Below are 20,518 nucleotides of genomic sequence, written 5' to 3'. Positions count from 1 at the left end.
CGACAGACGCAGCCATTTCTTTAAACGTATTGGAATATGGGTCTGTTTTGTACATAACGTAGTCTTTTTCTAAACGCAATACATATGACAACAATTATAGGCCCTGCCATCTTCCTCGCGCAGTTTATCGGTGATGAAGCGCCATTTAACTCCTTGGACTCTATCTGCCAGTGGGCTGCAGCACTTGGCTATAAGGGTATACAACTGCCCACCTTGGATGCCCGTTTTATCGATCTAGAAAAAGCAGCGCTCGATAAAAGCTATGCAATTGATCTAAAAGCGAAAGTACAGTCTTTCGGATTGGAAATTACCGAACTCTCAACCCATCTCCAAGGGCAATTAGTGGCTGTAAATCCAAGTTTCGATGATCTATTTGATGCATTTGCACCACAGCATTTACATGGTAATCCTCAAGCACGACAACAGTGGGCGATCCAGCAATTAAAATATGCCGTACGAGCTTCCCACAATCTCGGGCTTAAAGCGCTGGCGACCTTTAGTGGAGCCTTTCTATGGCCATTTATATACCCTTGGCCACAAAGACCCGCGAAGTTGATCGAAACAGGTTTTGCTGAGCTTGCAAAATTATGGTTACCCATTCTTGATGAATGTGACCTGTATGATGTCGACCTATGCTATGAATTACACCCTGGAGAAGATCTCCATGACGGTGCTACTTTTGACTTATTCCTCGAAAATGTAAATTATCACAAGCGGGCAAACATTCTCTATGATCCCTCCCATTTTGTCCTTCAATGTCTTGACTATCTTCAATTCATCGACATTTACCATAAACGAATTAAAATGTTCCATGTTAAAGATGCTGAATTCAATCCTTCTGGTCGTCAGGGCGTCTATGGTGGCTTCCAAAGCTGGCAGTCAAGAGCAGGTCGTTTTAGATCAATTGGTGATGGACAAGTGGATTTCAAATCCATATTTACCAAACTCACACAATATGATTATCAAGGCTGGGCAGTACTGGAATGGGAATGTGCATTCAAAAATGCTGAAGATGGTGCACGGGAAGGTGCGCTACATATTAAAGACTATATTATCCGTGTTACTGATAAGGCGTTCGATAATTTTGCTGCCGTCGAAACCAATGATAGCCTTAACCGCAACCTATTGGGTTTGTAAATACGAAAGATATCCTCATTAAAAAATCAACTTTATGCGCAATACAAAACTAAAAATGGGCATGATCGGCGGTGGAAAAAATGCATTTATAGGGGCTGTACATCGCATTGCTGCTGGAATTGACGGTCTGATTGAATTATGTTGCGGAGCACTGAGTGCTGATCCACTTGTCGCAAAAGAATCCGCTGCGCTTTTAGGACTTCCAGAGGAAAGGAGCTATGGAAGTTATCGGGAAATGATTGTCGAGGAAAGTAAACGTCCGGCGGATGATCGCATGAACTTTGTGAGTATCGTCACGCCCAATTTTGCTCATTTCGAACCAGCAATGATGGCGCTGGAACATGGCTTCCATGTCGTGCTTGAAAAGCCGATGACTCTGACAACAGAACAGGCCGAATTGCTCCAACAAAAAGTAGCGGAAACTGGACTAATACTCTGTGTCACATACACCTACTCTGCCTATCCGATGGTGAAACAAGCCCGTCATCTTGTCAAAGAGGGCCAATTAGGTTCGATTAGAAAAATTATGGTCGAGTATCCGCAGGGATGGCTAAGTAAGATGATCGAAAATAGTCCTTCTCTGGCCTTCTGGCGGACAGATCCGGAAAAGAGCGGAAAAAGTGGTTGTATGGGCGATATTGGGACACATGCTGCCCACCTAGCGGAATATATCTCCGGTTTAAAAATCACTAAAATGTGTGCCGATCTTCAAACATTTGTGACCGGAAGAAAACTTGAAGATGACGGCAACATATTACTTGGATTTGAGAATGGAGCCACCGGCGTACTATCGGCATCACAAGTTGCTGCAGGAGAAGAAAATGCGTTAAAAATTAGTGTATATGGTGAACTTGGGGGATTGGAATGGAACCAGCAGGATGCAAATACACTCATCTTTAAACAGCTCGATGCGCCAATCCAGCTATTTCGTGCAGGTCAGCAGTACCTTTCACCAATCGCCAAACATAACATTCGTCTACCGGCCGGTCACCCCGAAGGATATATCGAAGCATTTGCCAATATTTATAGAAATTTTGCAGCCACACTATTGGCATCAATGCAAGGTATAGAGCCGCGAGAAGAAGATACTGATTTTCCAACTGTAGCTGATGGTCTGCGTGGCATGAAGTTTCTAGAAACTGTAATTGCCTCGGGAAAATCCGAACAGAAATGGACCGATTTTATTCGTTAGATACATACTTACCATAAGTAGCCAATGTCATTTGCTCCCTGAACAAACGGCATTGGCTGCTCACTTTAATTTTTCTGCATTGACTGAGACATCTGTTTCAAATAGCCCTCATAGTTTGAATAAGGTTCCTTGATCCTGCTGTTTGTTTTCAGATAAAGAAATCCTTCCTGATTATCCAAAATGACATTAAAATGGTTCAGAATCTGATTTCCGAACAGGCTTGGTCTGCCATTGGGCTTGGCCGGATCAGCGGCATTCGTCACAATATCTTTAAACTCCACACCAGCTATTGAAGCATCCAAACGGATAATCTTACGGTTACTGATCATGGTAAGCGGCGTTAGATCGGTCCAATTATGATCTATACCGGTAAAATCTTCCCCTAACAGCATCGTACCATCACGACCTGTATCAAAAAGGAACCAAAAATCGTAGTCTTGTTGGTTATGTCTAAAAGCAGCTTTAAACTTGGGTCTGTTTTGCTCATAGTATACTGGAAGCTTTGTATACTTCTTTGCTTTAGTGGGGAGATCGCGATGAATTACCAATTCCATTTTATCATAATCGATTTCAATAATGTGATTTCGAAAGAAACTGTTGCCAATAATAAGATCTTCAAAAGGCTTCATATTACCGACCTCAGTCACTGACACGTTTTTCCAAACAATCGGCCCAATATGCAATTCATTGCCCAGACTTGTCCGCTCGTTATTAAGCCCGTCGGTATTCGCAACTGTCGTAAACGATGAAAATGATAAATCCAGCTGCTTTGCGTTATTTCTATTAACAACGCCAGTTCCAGCTCCTAAATCAAACTGTATTGTAACGTCTTTTTTGTTAATTGTACCGTTCAGGAAAATCCGTGAGCCAATAAGACGAAACGGTATCCGCATCGGAAATAAATTACTATTATCCATTGTGGGTAGATCCGGCGGTAATTGAGCGCTTATACGAACGTGACAAGAATCCGTTCCATTCAATAGTACTATGAAATCATACATCGACCCGGGTTTAGTCATCACAGTCAATTCCTCCTGATCTGTTTTAAAAACAACTGTACTTTCTTTTGTTGGAATATTTACGAAATAGACGTCGGGATCTGCCTTGGGATCTAATTTCCAGTCAACATGGCAATAGGCGCCATCTGTAATACCGGCTTTCTCAGATGAAGCTTTGATCAAAGGAATCTTAGCTTGCGGAAAGACGTTCGTCATCGTAAAAAAAGAAAGAATAATAGCAAAGGTAGCCAAGGCAATATGGCGTTTCTTCTTTTGATTGTCTGTTTTCATAATTTTGCATTTTTTTGAAGATCAAAGAAAAAAAATACCAGACGAAGAATACCCTTTTACAGCCCGACAATGTCCCGACAGCTAGCCGACAATTGTATAAAAGCACCTATAATATACTTATATCGGGCAAAATACGTGCATGCCCAGCTTTATTTAATCCAATCGCATTTCGCAGTATAATGATTATATTCATAAGTATCCAACATAACGGAATAAGCAATTTCACATTGCTTTTAATACCTACCCAATCGTTCAGTATAAAAATAATAAGCATCAGTAAAACAGCAATTAAAGTCGATACGATTTGAATTGAGATTAACTGGCGAACTTTATATGAATGCTGTTTTTTGAAGAGCATAATTGCGACAGGTACCAAAATATTTAATGGTGGCAATATAGAAAAGGGTAAGGAAGACAGGTTGATAATCTTGATCCATCTCAAGTTTTCTGACTCAAGAGGTATATCATACGCAGAAAACTCCGATTCCTCCACATTCAATGCCTGTGCAAGTGCGCGAAGGGTGTAACCCTTTGGCGACTGCCCCGCTTCAATCCGCTGAATTGTTCTTACTGAAATATTTGATTTTTGCGCTAGTTCCTCTTGTGTTAAATTGAGTTTCTCACGTAATGATTGTAATTTGTTCATAAACAATAGATCGATCTTACCATCAAATTTACAGAATTTGGTGGTAAGAATTCAGTAAATCTAATGTTTATGCTTTCTTGGGGATCGTAGTATCCTCTTCGGTAATCGTCTGCTCCTCTTGTGTTAACGGGGCCGGAGGTATTTCGGTTACATTACGCTCAATTTCCTGCGTTTCAACATGCACGGCATATTGCGAGGGTTCAATAGGGATGCCCATGACAGTGGCGTACTCCCTTGTATAGATCGCACCAAAATATAAAATAGCTGCTGTGTAGTAGACCCAAAGTAAGATCAACACAAATGAACCTGCCGCACCATAGGTATCTTGGGTTGCAGAATGCTCCAGATAGACTCCAATTAAATAACGTCCCAATACAAATAAAATTGACGTAAATAAGGCACCCGCCCGTACGGTCCGCCAGTGAATATTTACATCCGGAAGTGCTTTAAATATGACACTAAATAACAAGAATATAATTCCAAAAGACAATGCAAAGTTAATCCCATCCATTAACATTACGGTCACGTCCGGGAAATAATGCTGTAGCTGATCTGTCAACGCCAATATTACACCATTTACGATGAGTGTAACGACTAATAAAAAGCCCAATCCAATCACCAAAGACGAAGATAACAATCTATCCTGAATCAATTTTAACCAGCCTTTTTTCGGCTTTGCCCTTACGTGCCAAATTTTGTTAATCGAATTCTGTATATCCCCAAAAACCGTCGTTGCTCCTAAAACCAATGTAATGCTACTGATAAGCAACGCCAGGTTTGATTTTCCCGAAAGCTGCAAATTCTGAATAACTTCTTGAATCTGTTTTGCAGCATTGCTTCCCACCAAACCGCGGAGTTCCAGGAATACTTTCCCTTCAATCGCATCCTCACCATAAAAAATTCCAGCTAAGGCAATCATTAAAACCAATATAGGACCAATAGAGAAAACAGTATAATAAGATAATGAAGCACTATATTTCATCGAATCCTCATTCAAAAATCCAGCCACCGTACTCTTTAAAATTCGCCAATAGGTTTTCACCTTACTTCTACTTTTAGTTCGTTTATCCATGTTCTTGTACTTTGTACTCCAAAACAAACCATTGAGAAGCTAAGAATGTTTGTCGTTAACGCGTTTTAATGCGAGTAGTCTCCTATGGTTCCCTGGAGAACCAAGCGATTGTGGTCTGCAACTTTAAGGCTCAGCGTAATGTCTGACGCGATCGTTTTCAATAATAGAATCGGTGATATTTTAGCCTCATTTGGCCAATCCGCCAAATGAACTGCCACATGGGATAGTTCAACCGTCTTATTGTAAGCTACGTTAAGTTTATCAATATCCTTTGATGTGGACAGCAAACTAAATCCCTTATCTTGTTTTTGAAACCAGTGATAAAATAATTTATTGGGGAGGAATCTACTCATGTCGCTATCTCCACGCATGGCTATTCTTACATCCGGAACTTTCGTTTCGTACGGTGTTTTCTCTTCGATCGTTTCAAAATTTTCATCAACCGCATAATTTATAATGGTATCTGTTTGAATGACCTTATTTTTCAAAATTTCAATATCGACGTAATTTCCATCCAAATGTGTTATAATAGAATCGGCGGCTAAAGGGAGTTCACTAAGTAGTTGTTTTAGCTGATTTTTAAATTGACTATTGGGTATATTGATCCAAGCTTTACCAATGTATTTTGCGGAAGCGAGTTCTCTCACAAGATATTCCTTTGGAAAATTCCAATCTGTTGAGAAAAATTCGCCGGATACTTCGACATGGTCTCCTTTCAAATCAAGTTCGATAAAATTATCTGTTGAAATATTGCTATAACGCAGTGATTTTCCGGTCAACGTGCTTGGACGGTTGATAAATTGTTCTATGGTAACCCGGTCCTCTTTTGATTGAATTAGCTGAAGCATTTCTTCCTTCTTTGTATCAAGATCAAAGCCTAGACCTAGCAGCAGATCATCCCCTTTCCAGATAAAGGCGATTTTACTCGGTTGATGATAGGCATAGCTCACATCAGGGGCGAGATTACTTTCCACCGCACCAACCTGTAATACATCCTTTAGAAAGGTCAAAAATTGTTGTTTATTTTTTAGCTGAAAAAAAGAATAAAAGTTTTTTGGATGCGGTTCCAAAGCAAAAAGAAATACATTCGCTTTTATATCAATACCATTATCTTTGAGTTTACTTAGTTTTTTGCCAAAATCCTGTCCCTCTTTCGGCGCTGACTGCCATTTATTAAAAAACTGATTCAGCAGGATATCATCCAATGATATGGTCAACAAGGCCTTACTTTTTTTATGGACCAATGATTTATAGGATTCTTGCTGTCGTAGTATATATCCGCCCCAGGCGACAATCGCCAACAGTACGAGGACAGCTATCGTCCAAAGCATTATTTTTTTAATCATAACAATTGAATCAGTAATTTTTGGTAGTTTATCTCGTAAAGAACTATCTGACAGACCCCTCAACTAAGAAATTAGATTCCGCAGTATTGAGCTCCTTAAGAAAATCCTAGATTTGAAATTTTGTTCTGAAACCTATTCGATTTAAAATAGATCAATGAATCAAAGGCTGAAACAATACCTTCTCTGAAAAGAGCGTAAAAACTAGGTTTCAGCAATGCACTTGATACCTTCTATTTTAAAATCAATAATAGCAAAAGTATCAAATGCCTGGGGATCTTTTCATCCCTGAAATCAGGGAATTGGGGAGTCTAATTAGGCTTCCCGAATTAATCCGTATTCTATAGCCGATTTTACTGCCGCAGTAACACTTTTGGTTTGAAATTTTTCCATTAGATTTTTGCGATGGCTCTCTACCGTATGTGAACTGATAAACAATGAATCGGCAATTTGATTTGTTGTCATTCCTTGCGCCACGAAAGTAAGCACCTCTTTCTCGCGACGTGTCAATTTTGGCACCTGCTTAAGCCCCATTTCCACCTTCTTGTTCAGGATCGCCTGCGTTTTCTCACAGAGATACCTTTTGCCGACAAGAACAGCGGAAATGGCAGCAATTATTTCATCACCATTTGCATTTTTCTGTAGATAGGCATTGGCACCCTCATTTAAAATGCTGTTAATCACTGCAAATTCATTATGTACACTAAACGCAATAATTTTCAAATCCTTATTGCTTTCCTTTAGACCTTTAACCAAATCGATACCGTTAGCATCCGGCAGATTGATATCGAGCAGCAATACCAATGGCATATCAGCAGGAATACGATGGAACAGTTCAGTCGCGCTGGAATACATGCCCACAACTTCAAAATCTTCATGCGCATTTATAATGTTTTTCAATCCCTCAAGTAGCAAAGGGTGATCGTCTGTAATCGCTATTTTTATCATTTTTCCAAAAAGTTAAATCATAGGTAATTCCAATTCTATGGTTGTACCCGCTCCATTCTCCGACATAACCTTCATTTCCCCGTGTAGAAACGAAAGTCTTGACCGCACATTATGCATTCCCGCAGAGTGCTGCAAATCGACACTTTCCATATCAAAACCCTTGCCATCATCTTCAATAGTAATATGTAAACGTTTATTATGTGAAGAAAGCTGTATTAAAATGTTGGCCGCATTAGCATGTTTCAACGCGTTATTCACCAATTCTTGAATAATTCTGTACAAAGAAATTTCCTGTTCCGTGCTTAAGGTTGATTCAAATTGTAAAAATTCACATTCTACTTGACATGTCGATTGACTCATTCGGTTTGCATAGTCTCTTAAAGTTTCTTTCAAACCATATTTTACAATTAAATCTGGCATAAGATTATGTGCAAGCCGGCGAAGTTCATCTACAGCCCCGTCCAGCAAATCAATACTTCGATCGATTCCTTCTTTCATGGATTCCTGCTCCAATACATTTTTATTTATGGCTGATAATCCCAATTTGGTACTTGACAGCAAACCTCCTAATCCATCATGCAGGTCGCGAGCAAGACGGGTACGCTCTTTCTCTTCCCCCGCCAACATTGCAGTCAGGTTTTTAATGGCATGTTGTTGATTATTCTTTTCCATCTCCAGCTCATGCAAATGAACCTTCTGTTTCAAGGCCTTTGAACGTTGCCAATACGCATAAAACAGCAAAACAATCACAACCAAACAACTGACGAACAACCAAATATAAATTGAATTCATTCGTGATTTAAAGGCAATTTGCTTTTTTGACACGTCAAGTTCTTGCAAGCGCTGTTCATTTTCCAGTTGGCTTAATTGCAAATCCTGTTCCTTTTTATCCCGTTCAAGTTGGAGTACCTTGAGCTGTTGTGTTCGATTGAGTTCATTTAATTTCAAATTCTCCACCAGTTGACGTTGTCTATCGTTCAAGACTTTCATCAGCTTGATCTGCTGTTCCTTTTTCTCGCCTTCCAATCGAAGCCGCATTAACTTTTGGTTTTGCAATTCACGCTCATACTTTAGCTCAAGTTGCTTCGTCTTATCCAGTTTATCCGAATTAAATGCTTTTTCAAATACATCTATGTAACTTTTTTGATAATTGAAAGCTTCCTCATATTTACCCTCTTCAACACTTACTTCAGCCAGTCTGCTAAACAGGCTTAACCCGACTTGGTAATCATAATGGGGCTCTCTTTGAAGATTGTGCAGTGCCTGCTGCAGATATTTTTTTCCTTCCTCTCGATGTCCGACTTTGAAAGATTCATCAGCGAGGATACCGTAAGCAGGTATTGTAATGGCATATTGTCCCGTTTCAGCAGCAATATCTAAGGCCTGTTTCGCATATGATATTGCTTTTTTACCACCATTTTCTGGATAAAACTCATGGTACAGATTCGCTAAATTAACAGAAACGTAAGCTAAATCTGTTGGATTAACAAGATGTTTCTCGTTCTTTTCTACCAAATTATAAGCCTCAAGATAGTGTTGTTCAGCTTTCCTTAATAGATTTTGGTCTGCATTATTGGATCTATACTCCTCTTCAAATAGGTAACCAGCCTGCATGTAAGCGTCAAATAGGCTATTGACATTCTTTCCTTCCTTCGCCGTTTCCAGCAGAAGCGTGGTGTACTTTTCTTGAAAATCATAATTGCGTTGGTTTGCATAGATCGCTGTAAGCTCCTTATAAACGGCCAAATTTCGGGCGATATTTGCCTCAGTCGGTGGCGCCTTCTCTAAAAATGAAATTGCTTTATGGAATTGGGAAACAGCCTCATCCTCTTTATTCTGTCGTGTCATAACCCATCCATCACAATAATGCACATACCCCTTTATTCCATTATCGTTAACTATGGGGAGTACAGATTTAGCATGTTCTAAATAATAGCGTGATTTTTCAAATGCATGATCATTAAAACTGTTCATGGCAGCAATACAATTCAAATAGGCATAATATTGCTTGTCAGGATAATTTCTGGCCAACTGAATATTATCATTAAGCAATTGACTGGCCAGCGCTTTTTCATTACTAAAATATAGGGCTTGTGCATATTTACCCGTTAACACAAACCGTTCTTTACTTCCTAAAGGAAGACTGTAATACGACTTCTGCAAATCTTGCAGCTGTTCTTGCGCAACAATAGCATCGCAAAAGCACAATAAAACAAAGAATATTAGTACAGATTTCCAAAAAGTTCGAACATGCCCCATAAAATCAAATCTAGCGTCTAGCTATGTGAATTGGCCAAACATAGATAAAATTGCTCTTATACGCAATTCGTTGTCTCGAAAATAAATTAACTTCCCCCTGTTATTGACCTAATTAACCGAACCTTGCTGAGCAAAAAATTGTATCTTTGTAACAATGAAGTACATCTATCTTTTTCTTGCTATAGCCGCAGAGATATTTGCAACCACTTTCCTCAAGAAGTCTGCGGGTTTTACCCTTATAAAGCCTACCATTCTCTGTATTGTAGGCTATATTATTGCCTTCTATTTTTTAAGTATCACACTTAAATACCTGCCCGTCGGAATATCCTACGCAATTTGGTCTGGCGTTGGTATTGTAGCCATTACGCTTATTGGTATGTTCTTATTTAAACAGATTCCCGATACAGCAGCCATTATCGGTATGGTCTTGATTGTTGTTGGCGTCATTATTATCAATCTGTTTTCAAAAATGGGCGCACATTAGTTGATCTAAGATCAAAATTTGTATTTTTGTAACTTACATAAATAAAAGGATACGTGTCGTTAGAGAAACTAAAACTTAGCAAAAGATTGAATGCTACGATGACCGAACTCGGTTATCTTGCTCCAAAGGAAATTCAAAGTAGATGCATTTCCAGAATTCTTGGTGGACAGGATGTGATTGCCATCGCTCCAGAAGGTGCAGGCAAAACCACAACTTATGTCTTATCTACCTTGATGAAGTTGAAATTCACAACAGATGAAGCTCCGAAGTTTTTGATCTTGGCGCCTAATGAAGAACGTATCGACGAAATTGTTGAGAGATTCTATCAATTAAGCAAAAATAAAGATCTTCGCATCATTGGATTGCGGGCTTCAGGCAGCATGGAAGAAGAAATCGAAGAACTGGTTGATGGAAAAGACATTGTTGTAGCTACCCCAAATCGTGCAAGAGCTATCTATCTTAAATTGGCTTTGAATCTCAACCGTATTCAGACACTGATTATCGATGATGCTGAAGAGATTATCAAACAAGGAATGCAAAATACGGTAAGGGAATTAGCCGAAAGCTGCGGAAAAGTACAACATTTAGTTTTCAGTACTGTTGAACACCAAAAACTTTATGACATGATCGACAATTTCATGAATGAAAATTGTGCCTCGGTCGAAATAGATGAACTTGAGAATGACACTGTCGACACCCTAGATCTATTATTATATCATGTTCCTAATTTCACAACAAAGATCAATTTATTAAATCTTCTGTTGCAGGATAAAGAAGTATTTCAAAAAGTAGTCGTCTTTGTAAATTCGAAGCTTACTGCCCAAAAGTTGGCCAGCAGTTTGTTCAGTAGCAATAAAGAAGAAATTGCTATCCTCAATCCATTGTTCTATGATGATTTTGGCTATGAGACGATGGAAGATTTCAAGGAAAATAGTCAATCTCGTGTCCTAATAATTGCACGGGAAAATACGAACGATGTAGACCTTTCCGCTGTTTCATTCATTTTTCAATTTGAGTTACCAAATGAAAAGGAGGAATTCTTAAATCATCTTGTTAAAAATGACGAAAATGAAGAATCAGTCGTGTTGACTTTCACAACAGATCTGGAATTACCCATGGTTAAAAAAATAGAACAGGCTGTCGGTAAAAGAATGGATGTTTTGGAACTGCCTGAGGATCTTGTAATCTATAATCCCATCACCGACAAAAAGAAAAAGTCGAGCAAGGAGGAAGATAAAGAAGATCTTTCCCGAGGTGGCGCATTCCACCAAAAGAAAGAAAGCAATGCCAAGACTTTTAATTATGGCGGTGGCGAAAAGGCAAAAATGACCATGAAAATGAAAAAGAAATAAAAAAGGGAAGTTTTAAACTTCCCTTTTTTAAATAACAGCATACTGTTATCATTTTATCAACAAATCCCTTTCATACACAATTTCCCTTCGATGAGGTAAATTCGAAATACTGCTATGGTGAAGTCCTCGTTGACTGTAGTTTACTTGAGAATTTTCTTCAACAATTTAATATACGCATTTGCGATTCTTTCCATACCTTGATCATTTGGATGAGCGTAGTCAACGGTCGAATTCAGATCCAGATTAAGGTCTTGACTCGACAATAAGAAAAGCTGACGGATTCCTTTTGATTGTAATTTTTCAAAAGTCGCCTTCAGCACACGGCTACTTTGCTGGTATTCCGCATTTTTATCTTCATTAAAGACTTCGGCTATGCTCCCCGAACTATGCTGTGTCAAAATAATGGGTGTCGTCGGATGTTCTTTTCTTAAAAATGTCACCGCATTGACCAACAGTGAATCCAATTGCTTTTCTGTTAGCGACTTTGAAATAGCAAGATTAGGAATACAATCCAACACATAACAGGCAGCATCTACACTATTCATCACATTCAAAATCGGTTGTTCCAATCGTCCGTTACCAGAAAAGCATAAGTTGATCATTTCATGGTCAAACGCACGTCCCACTTGGTTGGTCCAAGCTAAGCCTGGGCGACTGGTACAGGCCCCCTGTCCAATCGAGGTCCCATACACAACAATAGGTTTGGCTGCTGTGGTATGGGTATACGTTAGTTTAGCGGTATTTGGCACACCAATCTTTAACCACTTAACCGTATTGTATAGCGGAAGATATAAGCGGTAATTAAATTTTCCATTGCGCCCTATATTCTTCCATGTATAAGAAATGGTATCCGAAAAATCATAATTGCCATAAGCCCATTTCCATTCCTTGTTTACAGTATCATAAGCATAAAGATCAAGCCCACTGACACCTGTTGTTGGCATATGGGGCATATTTAAACCGCCAGCCACTTGGTATTGAACCGTAATCTCAGGTGAAGTAGTTTGAAAGTCAATATAGAATCCCGCACTATTCTTCCCCAGTTCCCATACGGGTTTACGTACCTGGCTTTCCAGTTCATCCGGAAGTCTATTGAAGGCCGAAAGCTTCTGATTCTCCAGCCTACCTTCCACATGCTTATCTTCTAGTGGAGAAAACCAACTATAACTCTCCTGCGCTTTGATGGCAGAAAAAGACAACAACAAAAACGCTGTCAATGCAACTTTTGAGAACATACAATAATTTAGCTTTAAGTTTGGTGTAATTGATTATAAAAAAGGAGCCTATTGGCTCCTTTCTATTGCGATTTATTTATTATACTATAAAATAGCTTGTCTAACTCGGACCAGTTTTTCCATCAAGCCTTCAAGTAAATCCAAATGTAACATATTGGCGCCATCAGACTTCGCATTTGCCGGATCAGGATGTGTTTCTATAAACAGGCCGTCGGCTCCCACCGCTATTGCAGCTTTGGCTATTGTTTCAATTAATGCTGGTTTCCCTCCTGTTACGCCAGAAGTTTGATTCGGTTGTTGTAAGGAATGTGTACAGTCCATTATCGTGGGCACGTTAAAAGAACGCATTTCGGGAATCCCGCGATAATCTACAATGAGATCCTGATAGCCGAACGTATTACCGCGATCAGTTAAAAAAACCTTCTCATTTCCAGATTCCACGATCTTATCCACTGCAAATTTCATAGATCCAGCACTCAAAAACTGACCTTTCTTTACATTGACCACCTTGTTCGTTTTTGCTGCTGCAACTAATAAATCAGTCTGTCTGCACAAAAATGCTGGAATTTGAAGAACGTCAACGTATGCGGCTGCCATTTCCGCCTCATGGCTCTCATGGATATCCGTCACCGTCGGTACACCAAAAGTTTTCCCAACTTTCTCTAAAATCTTCAACGCTTTCTCATCACCTATTCCCATAAATGAATCTAGGCGCGATCTATTGGCCTTGCGGTAGGATCCCTTGAAAATGTACGGAATATTTAGTTTATCTGTAATTGTAACAATCTTTTCAGCAATACGCAAAGCGATTTCTTCTCCTTCAATTGCACATGGCCCCGCCATTAAAAAGAAATTCTGCGATGTCCCATTCTTGATTTCGGGAATGTATTTGTTAATCATATAATTATAAAAAATTAATTGCCGAGTTCTGATAAAAATTTGATTCGCATCAATTGGAGATCCTCATAGCTATAATCATCTCCACCTAATTCTTTAAGCGCATCATTAATTGAATCAGTCTCTGCTGTCTTAAAATAGTCATATACCTCATCTTGACGATCCTCATCTATGACCTCATCAATAAAGTAATTGATATTGATTTTCGTTCCTGCGTTTACGATCGTCTCAATTTCTTTCAATATTTCTTCATAAGTTATCCCCTTAGCTGAGGCAATATCATCCAAGGCAATTTTACGATCAATATTTTGAATAATAGATACCTTTAATGCCGATTTATTAGCTGTACTTTTAATGACAAGATCTACAGGTCTGTCGATTTCGTTTTCCTCAACGTAGTCTTTAATCAAGGCAATAAACGGTGCGCCAAATTTAATCGCTTTCCCATTCCCTACTCCCTGAATCTGTTTTAATTCATCGATGGCAATTGGATAATGTGTACACATTTCCTCCAGCGAAGGATCTTGAAAGATAACAAACGGCGGCAGGGACTTGCCCTTTGCAATTTTCTTACGTAAATCTTTAAGCATACCCAACAAGACGGTATCTAAGGCTCCTGTGCCGTGGCCAGTATCTTCCGAATTTGCGGTATCTCCCCCTTCAATTGGACGGTTCAGCACAAATTTTAGCTGATAAGGATTATCCAAATAATGGCGGCCAATAGCTGTCAATTTTAAAAGGCCATAATGATCAATATCTTTTTCGATAAAGTTATCAAGCACAGCCTGCCTCAGCAAGGATTTCCAATAGATAACACCTTTATCTTTGCCCTTTCCGAAAAGACGATGTTCGTCATGTTTATAAGCGGATACAGGTTGGTTATTCTGACCGATCATAACATTCATCACGTGGTGATCATCAAATTTTTCACCCTGCTCCTGAATAAAGCCCAATACATCTTTTAATGCATCTTCGGCCTCAAAATATTCTTTTTCCGAACGGCAGTTATCGCACATATTATTACAGCCCTGCTCGTCAAAATTTTCTCCAAAATAATGAAGGATCTGTTTACGACGACATACTGCAGACTCCGAATAATCAATAACTTCTTTTAAAATCTGTGTACCAATCTCACGTTCGGCCACAGGTTTATCTTTCATGAACTTGGTCAGCTTTTCGACATCTTTTTCCGAATAAAAAGCCAAGCAATAACCATCGCCCCCATCACGTCCCGCACGTCCAGTTTCCTGATAGTATCCCTCCATGGATTTAGGAATATCATGGTGAATCACGTAGCGAACATCAGGTTTGTCTATTCCCATACCAAAAGCAATTGTAGCCACAATTACTTCGACGTCCTCCATCAAAAATTTATCCTGTGTATCAGCTCTTGTTTTGGCGTCTAAACCCGCGTGGTAAGGTAAAGCTTTGATGCCATTTAGGTTCAATACCTCACTGATTTCTTCTACCTTTTTACGGCTCAAACAATACACAATGCCCGTCTTACCCGATTTGGTTTTGATAAAACGAACAATTTCTTTTACGACATCCTTTTTAGGTCTTACCTCGTAATATAAATTGCTACGATTAAATGAAGACTTAAATAAAACAGCATCAGTCATCTGCAAATTTTTACGAATGTCGGACTGAACTTTAGGCGTTGCTGTCGCAGTAAGCGCAATAATGGGAATATCAGCCCCTATTTCATTAATGACCTGGCGTATTTTACGATATTCTGGTCTAAAATCGTGTCCCCATTCGGAAATACAGTGTGCTTCGTCAACCGCCACAAACGACACGGTGATTTGGTGTAAGAATTCCAAATTATCTTGCTTCGCCAGAGATTCTGGAGCGACATACAGCAATTTGGTCTTCCCGGCGATTACATCATCCTTAACCTTCGTAATTTCGCTCTTATTCAATGACGAATTTAAAAAATGAGCGATACTATCTTCGCCACCGAATGCACGAAGCTGATCTACTTGGTTTTTCATTAAAGCAATCAACGGCGAAATAACAATTGCAGTCCCCTCACTCATGAGTGCAGGAAGTTGATAGCAAATTGATTTCCCCCCTCCGGTCGGCATAATTACAAACGTGTCTCTCCGTTGAAGAATACTGGTTATAATTGCCTCTTGATCCCCCTTAAAAGTATCAAAACCAAAAAAATCTTGTAAATTGTCGAAAACTGATTTTTCTATTTCCATTGCGCCTTGGGCAAAAATAAGATAGATAAATGAAGAAATAATCTTGAAAAATAATCTATTTTTGCAATCTATTCTAATACATAAAAGTAAGAGTATTTTTTGTGAAAAACAACTACGAAATAAAAAATATAGCTATTCAAGCTATTCAAGAAGAAGCCAAGGCAGTAGCTGCTTTAGCTCAATATATTGATGATGATTTTGTTACCGTTGTCGATCGTATTCTTAATCTGCAGGGCCGAGTTATTGTAACCGGGATTGGTAAAAGTGCTATTATCGCTCAAAAAATAGTTGCAACACTAAATTCGACAGGCACACCATCGATCTTTATGCATGCAGCTGATGCCATTCATGGAGATCTTGGTATCATCCAACAAAATGATTTAATTATTGCCATCTCCAAAAGTGGAAATACACCTGAGATTAAAGTACTTGTTCCCTTTTTAAAACAGACAAAGAATACGTTGGTTGCTTTGGTTGGAAATACAGATTCCTACCTCGCTAAAAATGCAGACTATATTTTAAATACTACTGTTGAGAAAGAAGCTTGTCCTAACAACCTTGCACCAACTTCAAGTACAACTGCTCAGTTAGCAATGGGTGATGCCCTTGCCGTCGTATTACAAGAGTGCCGCGATTTTACGGATCAAGATTTTGCAAAATACCATCCAGGGGGAGCATTAGGCAAAAAACTCTACTTAAGAGTCGGCGATCTATCCGATCAGAACGGCAAACCCAGTGTCAAACAACAAGCTACTGTAAGTGATATTATCATCACCATAACACAGTTTAGACTGGGCGCTGTCGCCGTGTTGGATGATAACCATATACTCGGTATCATTACAGATGGTGATATCCGTCGTATGCTGGAGAAACACACGGATTTAGCGACAATTACTGCCGCCGATATCATGGGAAAATCTCCGAAAATTATCGATAAAAATGAATTGGCCGCCAATGCGCTCCATATTATGCGTGAAAATAACATTACGCAACTATTAGTTTCCGACAAAGGGAATTACGCGGGTGTCATCCACATACAGGACCTATTGAAAGAAGGCATAATATAACTGTAATAAAGTTGTTAGATCTACAATAAATCGGGAATAAATATTAAATTTGGCATATCAGTTGTACTATTTTAATCGTAAAGTAATATTTTAGAAGCATGAAAAAGTATATAACAATCTTAGCAGTGATCATTTCCTTTATTGGTTTTTCTTCGATGCAAACAGGACAAGGGGAATTTAAATTCGAAAAAGAGACACATGATTTTGGCAAAATTCCGGCCGGTACACCCGTTTCGTATAATTTTAAGTTTTCAAACACAGGCAGTGAGCCAATTATCATTTCCAATGTTGTACCAACCTGCGGATGTTCTGTAGCGGAATTTACGAAAACGCCAATTAAACCAGGCGACAGTGGTACGATTAAAGTGACTTACAATGCCGCAGCAAAAGCGCCCTTCACAAAGAGCTTCACGGTGCAGTCCAATACTAAGACTCCTGTAAAAACGCTATACATTAAGGGTATTGTAGAATAACAATTCCCGTAGATAAAACGAAAAAAGCCACATGATGATGTGGCTTTTTTCGTTTTATTTTGGTTAGCTTTGCACTACTAATTTTAAAAAAACTATAATGCCAGTAATATCAGAAAAAGGGCTGAATATGCCTGCGTCGCCTATTAGAAAGTTGACGCCATATGCTGATCAAGCAAAAAAAGAAGGTAAAAAGATATATCACCTCAATATCGGACAACCTGATATCCAAACACCTGAAGTGATGCTTAATGCGTTGAAAAATATACAGTTCAAAGTGTGGGCCTACACACCTTCTGAAGGTACAGCCTCTTACCGAAACAAGTTAGCAGAATATTATAATAAGCTAAATTATAATATCGAGCCGACAGATATATTAGTAACAAATGGTGGTTCGGAAGCGATTATGATCGCTATGCAAGCCTGTTTGAATGAAGGAGAAGAGATCATCATTCCAGAGCCATTTTATGCGAATTACAATGGTTTTGCTTGTTCCTCCGATGTGGTAATCAAACCAATCATGTCCTATATTGAAAGTGGATTTGCATTACCTTCTATAGCCGAATTTGAAAAGGTAATTACCGCTAAAACCAAAGCAATCTGCATCTGTAACCCAAATAACCCTACGGGTTATCTTTATTCCAGAGAAGAACTCGAAGCTCTTCGTGAACTTTGTCTAAAATATGATCTTTACCTTTTCTCAGATGAGGCCTATCGTGAGTTTTGTTACGATGGCAGAGCGTTTATCTCACCAATGCATTTAGAAGGTCTCGAAAATAATGTCGTTATTTTTGATACAGTATCAAAACGTTACTCCGCTTGTGGTGCGCGTATTGGCTGTATCATTACCAAAAATAAAGAACTATATCAGACAGCACTGAAATTTGCACAAGCGCGCTTAAGTCCATCCTTAGAAGGACAAATAGCGGGTGAAGCTGCTGTTGATACACCAGACAGTTACTTCGAGGCGGTATCCAAAGAATATACAGCAAGAAGAGATACCCTCGTAAAAGGACTCAATGCCATTGAAGGAGTTTACTCTCCTAACCCGGGTGGCGCATTTTACGTCGTCGCCAAATTACCCATTGACAATGCAGATAAATTCTGTCAATGGATGTTGGAAGAGTTCTCTTACAATAACGAAACAGTTATGATGGCTCCAGCTACGGGCTTTTATAGTACGGAGGGTGCTGGAGTAAATGAAGTTCGCCTGGCCTATGTACTGAATCAGGATGATCTTAAAAGCGCTTTAGTTTGCCTGGAGAAAGCACTCCAAGTGTATCCGGGACGCACAAATTAGCAATAAAATAACAGCACTTATGAAAGGCGGGACATGCGTGTTCCGCCTTTTTCTTTTCCATCGTTGCTTATCATACCCCCTATTCTATTACCCTTTATTAAAAAAAAACAAAACAAAGTTTTGAAGCATCTTGTTCTTATAATAGTAACAAAAGCGATTTCATATGGATAAATTGAAGAAATTCCAATTAATGGAAAAAATAGCAAGAGAATTAGAAGATGTCAGAAATAGCCAACAAGCTGTGTTGGAAAAAATAGGCAAAATCGAGGTTGATAACATTGAACTCGGCGATAAAAATATCGAAAAAACAATTCCCGATATCTATCAGCGTACAGCAGATAATTCAGATGCTATTAAAGCTCTTCTAGAATCTTTTCAAGATGAGACAGCAGAGTTTGGAGAAAAAAACAATATTGGAAAATTACTGGAACAACAACAAATTAACAGTATAAAATAATGATATTGCAAACACAAAGAAGGCCGATTAAATAATCGGCCTTCTTTGTGTTTTATGATTGGGCTTTTGCAGCCTTAGCTTTTAAATACTCTTCTTCAACAAAATGGAGCTGTTGTTCTGGTGTCAAATTAGAATTATCCAAAACAATCGCATCTTCCGCTTGTCGTAATGGACTCTCCGCACGGGTACTGTCGATACGGTCACGGGTTGCAAGATTTTCCACGACTTCTTCCAGCGTCACATCCTCCCCTTTTTCCGTCAACTCCAGATAACGTCGCGCAGCACGTACTTTAGGATCTGCTGTCATAAAAATCTTCAGATCAGCATCTGGAAAAACAGTAGTACCGATATCACGGCCATCCATAATAATATTTCGTCTACTACCCAATTTTTGCTGCTGGGCAACCATAGCAACCCGGACAGCTTTAATTGCACTCACATCACTGACTTTATCAGAAATATACATCTGACGGATCTCTTCCGAAATATCCTCATCATTTAGATGGATCTCCGTCTTTATTGCATTTGGGATAAAATCAATATGGATATCTTTTAGTGCGCTTTCGATCGCTTCTTGATCATCCAGCGCTATTTTATGCCGGATAAAATAGAGTGTGACGGCCCTATACATGGCTCCACTATCAATAAAGGCAAACTTCAGTTTTTTTGCCAAAGCTTTTGCCAGTGTACTCTTACCGCAGGATGAAAAACCATCTATGGCAATAATAAAATTGTGACGTCCACTCATTATTCGTTTCCTCCTATGATTACACCTGGGCGATTGACCAAAGGAACCTTAGTCAGGTTACCATCCACAATGCTTTCAGGTAAAAAGATATATTTTTTATCGTAAATAATGTTATCAATATAAAAACTCAACCAATATTCATTTGTAAGCCCGAATACCTGTTCATCAATCGCTTCAACACGATCGAAAGATTTAGCTTCTATATTACCAATAAAATGACGCAAAGTCGTTGTTGTTACTTGTCGGCCATCCTTTTCGCCATAACCTTTTGAGCTAATCAGCACGTTCTGAATAGCAATGTTTTTGTCGTTGATAACATAGACAGTCCAGTTTTTTGTCTCCACCGTCTCACCTTCCAAAACAACGGCGATCATAATGTCTTTGACAATATTTTCAGGCAAATCTGCTTTCATCC

At 39.1% G+C, this 20,518-nt stretch carries 19 protein-coding genes; 8 read left to right on the top strand and 11 right to left on the bottom strand.

The genetic code is table 11. The features are described from left to right. The first annotated feature begins 84 nt into the window (after positions 1–84). Together B3P16_RS17230 and B3P16_RS17225 are read left to right on the top strand one after the other, a co-directional pair. The gene (locus B3P16_RS17230; RefSeq protein ID WP_286843684.1) at positions 85–1,137 is read left to right on the top strand and encodes a sugar phosphate isomerase/epimerase family protein; all 1,053 of its coding nucleotides are present in this window, start codon (positions 85–87) and stop codon (positions 1,135–1,137) included. A gap of 34 nt (positions 1,138–1,171) precedes the next feature. Next, positions 1,172–2,329 (top strand): Gfo/Idh/MocA family protein, encoded by a 1,158-nt coding sequence (locus B3P16_RS17225; protein ID WP_286843682.1) that lies wholly within the window; start codon positions 1,172–1,174, stop codon positions 2,327–2,329. A 65-nt stretch (positions 2,330–2,394) separates the two neighbouring features. Here B3P16_RS17225 and B3P16_RS17220 read toward each other — a convergent pair whose 3' ends face one another. The 6 genes from B3P16_RS17220 to B3P16_RS17195 form a co-directional block, all read right to left on the bottom strand. After that, a complete protein-coding gene (locus tag B3P16_RS17220; protein WP_286843681.1) occupies positions 2,395–3,618 on the bottom strand; it encodes a retropepsin-like aspartic protease in 1,224 nt (407 codons plus the stop codon). 106 nt (positions 3,619–3,724) lie between these two features. Then, positions 3,725–4,264 carry a helix-turn-helix domain-containing protein gene (locus B3P16_RS17215; RefSeq protein ID WP_070561083.1) on the bottom strand — a complete coding sequence of 180 codons (540 nt, stop codon included), beginning with the start codon at positions 4,262–4,264 and terminating at the stop codon, positions 3,725–3,727. A gap of 67 nt (positions 4,265–4,331) precedes the next feature. Continuing rightward, a complete protein-coding gene (locus B3P16_RS17210; RefSeq protein WP_070561084.1) occupies positions 4,332–5,336 on the bottom strand; it encodes a YihY/virulence factor BrkB family protein in 1,005 nt (334 codons plus the stop codon). 65 nt (positions 5,337–5,401) lie between these two features. Then, the gene (locus tag B3P16_RS17205) at positions 5,402–6,682 is read right to left on the bottom strand and encodes a hypothetical protein (RefSeq protein ID WP_286843679.1); all 1,281 of its coding nucleotides are present in this window, start codon (positions 6,680–6,682) and stop codon (positions 5,402–5,404) included. 312 nt (positions 6,683–6,994) lie between these two features. Beyond that, complete coding sequence (locus tag B3P16_RS17200) at positions 6,995–7,627, bottom strand: response regulator (protein ID WP_070561086.1); 633 nt, start codon at positions 7,625–7,627, stop codon at positions 6,995–6,997. A gap of 12 nt (positions 7,628–7,639) precedes the next feature. Next, positions 7,640–9,790: a sensor histidine kinase gene (locus B3P16_RS17195; RefSeq protein WP_286843677.1), complete on the bottom strand. Its 2,151-nt coding sequence runs from the start codon at positions 9,788–9,790 to the stop codon at positions 7,640–7,642. 250 nt (positions 9,791–10,040) lie between these two features. Between B3P16_RS17195 and B3P16_RS17190 the strand changes: the two genes are divergently transcribed. Together B3P16_RS17190 and B3P16_RS17185 are read left to right on the top strand one after the other, a co-directional pair. Then, a complete protein-coding gene (locus B3P16_RS17190) occupies positions 10,041–10,370 on the top strand; it encodes a DMT family transporter (protein ID WP_112376384.1) in 330 nt (109 codons plus the stop codon). Between the two features lie 53 nt (positions 10,371–10,423). Further along, positions 10,424–11,722 carry a DEAD/DEAH box helicase gene (locus B3P16_RS17185; protein ID WP_286843676.1) on the top strand — a complete coding sequence of 433 codons (1,299 nt, stop codon included), beginning with the start codon at positions 10,424–10,426 and terminating at the stop codon, positions 11,720–11,722. 140 nt (positions 11,723–11,862) lie between these two features. Here B3P16_RS17185 and B3P16_RS17180 read toward each other — a convergent pair whose 3' ends face one another. From B3P16_RS17180 to recQ, 3 genes are all read right to left on the bottom strand, one after another. After that, positions 11,863–12,957, bottom strand: a complete 1,095-nt coding sequence (locus B3P16_RS17180; RefSeq protein ID WP_286843674.1) for an SGNH/GDSL hydrolase family protein — start codon at positions 12,955–12,957, stop codon at positions 11,863–11,865. Between the two features lie 84 nt (positions 12,958–13,041). Continuing rightward, positions 13,042–13,857: a 3-deoxy-8-phosphooctulonate synthase gene (gene kdsA / locus B3P16_RS17175; protein ID WP_070561091.1), complete on the bottom strand. Its 816-nt coding sequence runs from the start codon at positions 13,855–13,857 to the stop codon at positions 13,042–13,044. Positions 13,858–13,871: 14 nt separating this feature from the next. After that, complete coding sequence (recQ, locus tag B3P16_RS17170; protein ID WP_286843672.1) at positions 13,872–16,061, bottom strand: DNA helicase RecQ; 2,190 nt, start codon at positions 16,059–16,061, stop codon at positions 13,872–13,874. Between the two features lie 101 nt (positions 16,062–16,162). On the opposite strand from recQ, the gene B3P16_RS17165 reads away from it, so the two are divergent. The 4 genes from B3P16_RS17165 (at position 16,163) to B3P16_RS17150 (ending at position 19,355) form a co-directional block, all read left to right on the top strand. Beyond that, the gene (locus B3P16_RS17165) at positions 16,163–17,128 is read left to right on the top strand and encodes a KpsF/GutQ family sugar-phosphate isomerase (protein WP_286843671.1); all 966 of its coding nucleotides are present in this window, start codon (positions 16,163–16,165) and stop codon (positions 17,126–17,128) included. Positions 17,129–17,226: 98 nt separating this feature from the next. Further along, complete coding sequence (locus B3P16_RS17160) at positions 17,227–17,601, top strand: DUF1573 domain-containing protein (protein WP_046672858.1); 375 nt, start codon at positions 17,227–17,229, stop codon at positions 17,599–17,601. 97 nt (positions 17,602–17,698) lie between these two features. Then, positions 17,699–18,898 carry a pyridoxal phosphate-dependent aminotransferase gene (locus B3P16_RS17155; RefSeq protein WP_070561095.1) on the top strand — a complete coding sequence of 400 codons (1,200 nt, stop codon included), beginning with the start codon at positions 17,699–17,701 and terminating at the stop codon, positions 18,896–18,898. 163 nt (positions 18,899–19,061) lie between these two features. After that, complete coding sequence (locus tag B3P16_RS17150) at positions 19,062–19,355, top strand: hypothetical protein (protein ID WP_046672860.1); 294 nt, start codon at positions 19,062–19,064, stop codon at positions 19,353–19,355. A 52-nt stretch (positions 19,356–19,407) separates the two neighbouring features. Here the strand turns inward: B3P16_RS17150 and cmk are convergent, their stop codons facing one another. Then, complete coding sequence (gene cmk, locus B3P16_RS17145; RefSeq protein WP_046672861.1) at positions 19,408–20,103, bottom strand: (d)CMP kinase; 696 nt, start codon at positions 20,101–20,103, stop codon at positions 19,408–19,410. Further along, complete coding sequence (locus B3P16_RS17140; protein ID WP_046672862.1) at positions 20,103–20,516, bottom strand: hypothetical protein; 414 nt, start codon at positions 20,514–20,516, stop codon at positions 20,103–20,105. The genes cmk and B3P16_RS17140 overlap by 1 nt, the downstream gene beginning before the upstream one ends. Positions 20,517–20,518 lie beyond the last annotated feature (2 nt).

The sequence above is a fragment of the Sphingobacterium sp. UBA7631 genome, from assembly GCF_002483935.1.
Lineage (GTDB): Bacteria > Bacteroidota > Bacteroidia > Sphingobacteriales > Sphingobacteriaceae > Sphingobacterium > Sphingobacterium multivorum.
The sequence above is the reverse complement of the archived record's forward strand: the minus strand, read 5'-3'. Positions and strand labels throughout refer to the sequence as shown.

Bases quoted from the DNA above. Each gene is read 5' to 3' on its own strand.
- B3P16_RS17230 (WP_286843684.1), top strand. From the start codon at position 85: ATGACAACAATTATAGGCCCTGCCATCTTCCTCGCGCAGTTTATCGGT.
- B3P16_RS17225 (WP_286843682.1), top strand. From the start codon at position 1,172: ATGCGCAATACAAAACTAAAAATGGGCATGATCGGCGGTGGAAAAAAT.
- B3P16_RS17220 (WP_286843681.1), bottom strand. From the start codon at position 3,618: ATGAAAACAGACAATCAAAAGAAGAAACGCCATATTGCCTTGGCTACC.
- B3P16_RS17215 (WP_070561083.1), bottom strand. From the start codon at position 4,264: ATGAACAAATTACAATCATTACGTGAGAAACTCAATTTAACACAAGAG.
- B3P16_RS17210 (WP_070561084.1), bottom strand. From the start codon at position 5,336: ATGGATAAACGAACTAAAAGTAGAAGTAAGGTGAAAACCTATTGGCGA.
- B3P16_RS17205 (WP_286843679.1), bottom strand. From the start codon at position 6,682: ATGATTAAAAAAATAATGCTTTGGACGATAGCTGTCCTCGTACTGTTG.
- B3P16_RS17200 (WP_070561086.1), bottom strand. From the start codon at position 7,627: ATGATAAAAATAGCGATTACAGACGATCACCCTTTGCTACTTGAGGGA.
- B3P16_RS17190 (WP_112376384.1), top strand. From the start codon at position 10,041: ATGAAGTACATCTATCTTTTTCTTGCTATAGCCGCAGAGATATTTGCA.
- B3P16_RS17180 (WP_286843674.1), bottom strand. From the start codon at position 12,957: ATGTTCTCAAAAGTTGCATTGACAGCGTTTTTGTTGTTGTCTTTTTCT.
- kdsA (WP_070561091.1), bottom strand. From the start codon at position 13,857: ATGATTAACAAATACATTCCCGAAATCAAGAATGGGACATCGCAGAAT.
- recQ (WP_286843672.1), bottom strand. From the start codon at position 16,061: ATGGAAATAGAAAAATCAGTTTTCGACAATTTACAAGATTTTTTTGGT.
- B3P16_RS17160 (WP_046672858.1), top strand. From the start codon at position 17,227: ATGAAAAAGTATATAACAATCTTAGCAGTGATCATTTCCTTTATTGGT.
- B3P16_RS17155 (WP_070561095.1), top strand. From the start codon at position 17,699: ATGCCAGTAATATCAGAAAAAGGGCTGAATATGCCTGCGTCGCCTATT.
- B3P16_RS17150 (WP_046672860.1), top strand. From the start codon at position 19,062: ATGGATAAATTGAAGAAATTCCAATTAATGGAAAAAATAGCAAGAGAA.
- cmk (WP_046672861.1), bottom strand. From the start codon at position 20,103: ATGAGTGGACGTCACAATTTTATTATTGCCATAGATGGTTTTTCATCC.
- B3P16_RS17140 (WP_046672862.1), bottom strand. From the start codon at position 20,516: ATGAAAGCAGATTTGCCTGAAAATATTGTCAAAGACATTATGATCGCC.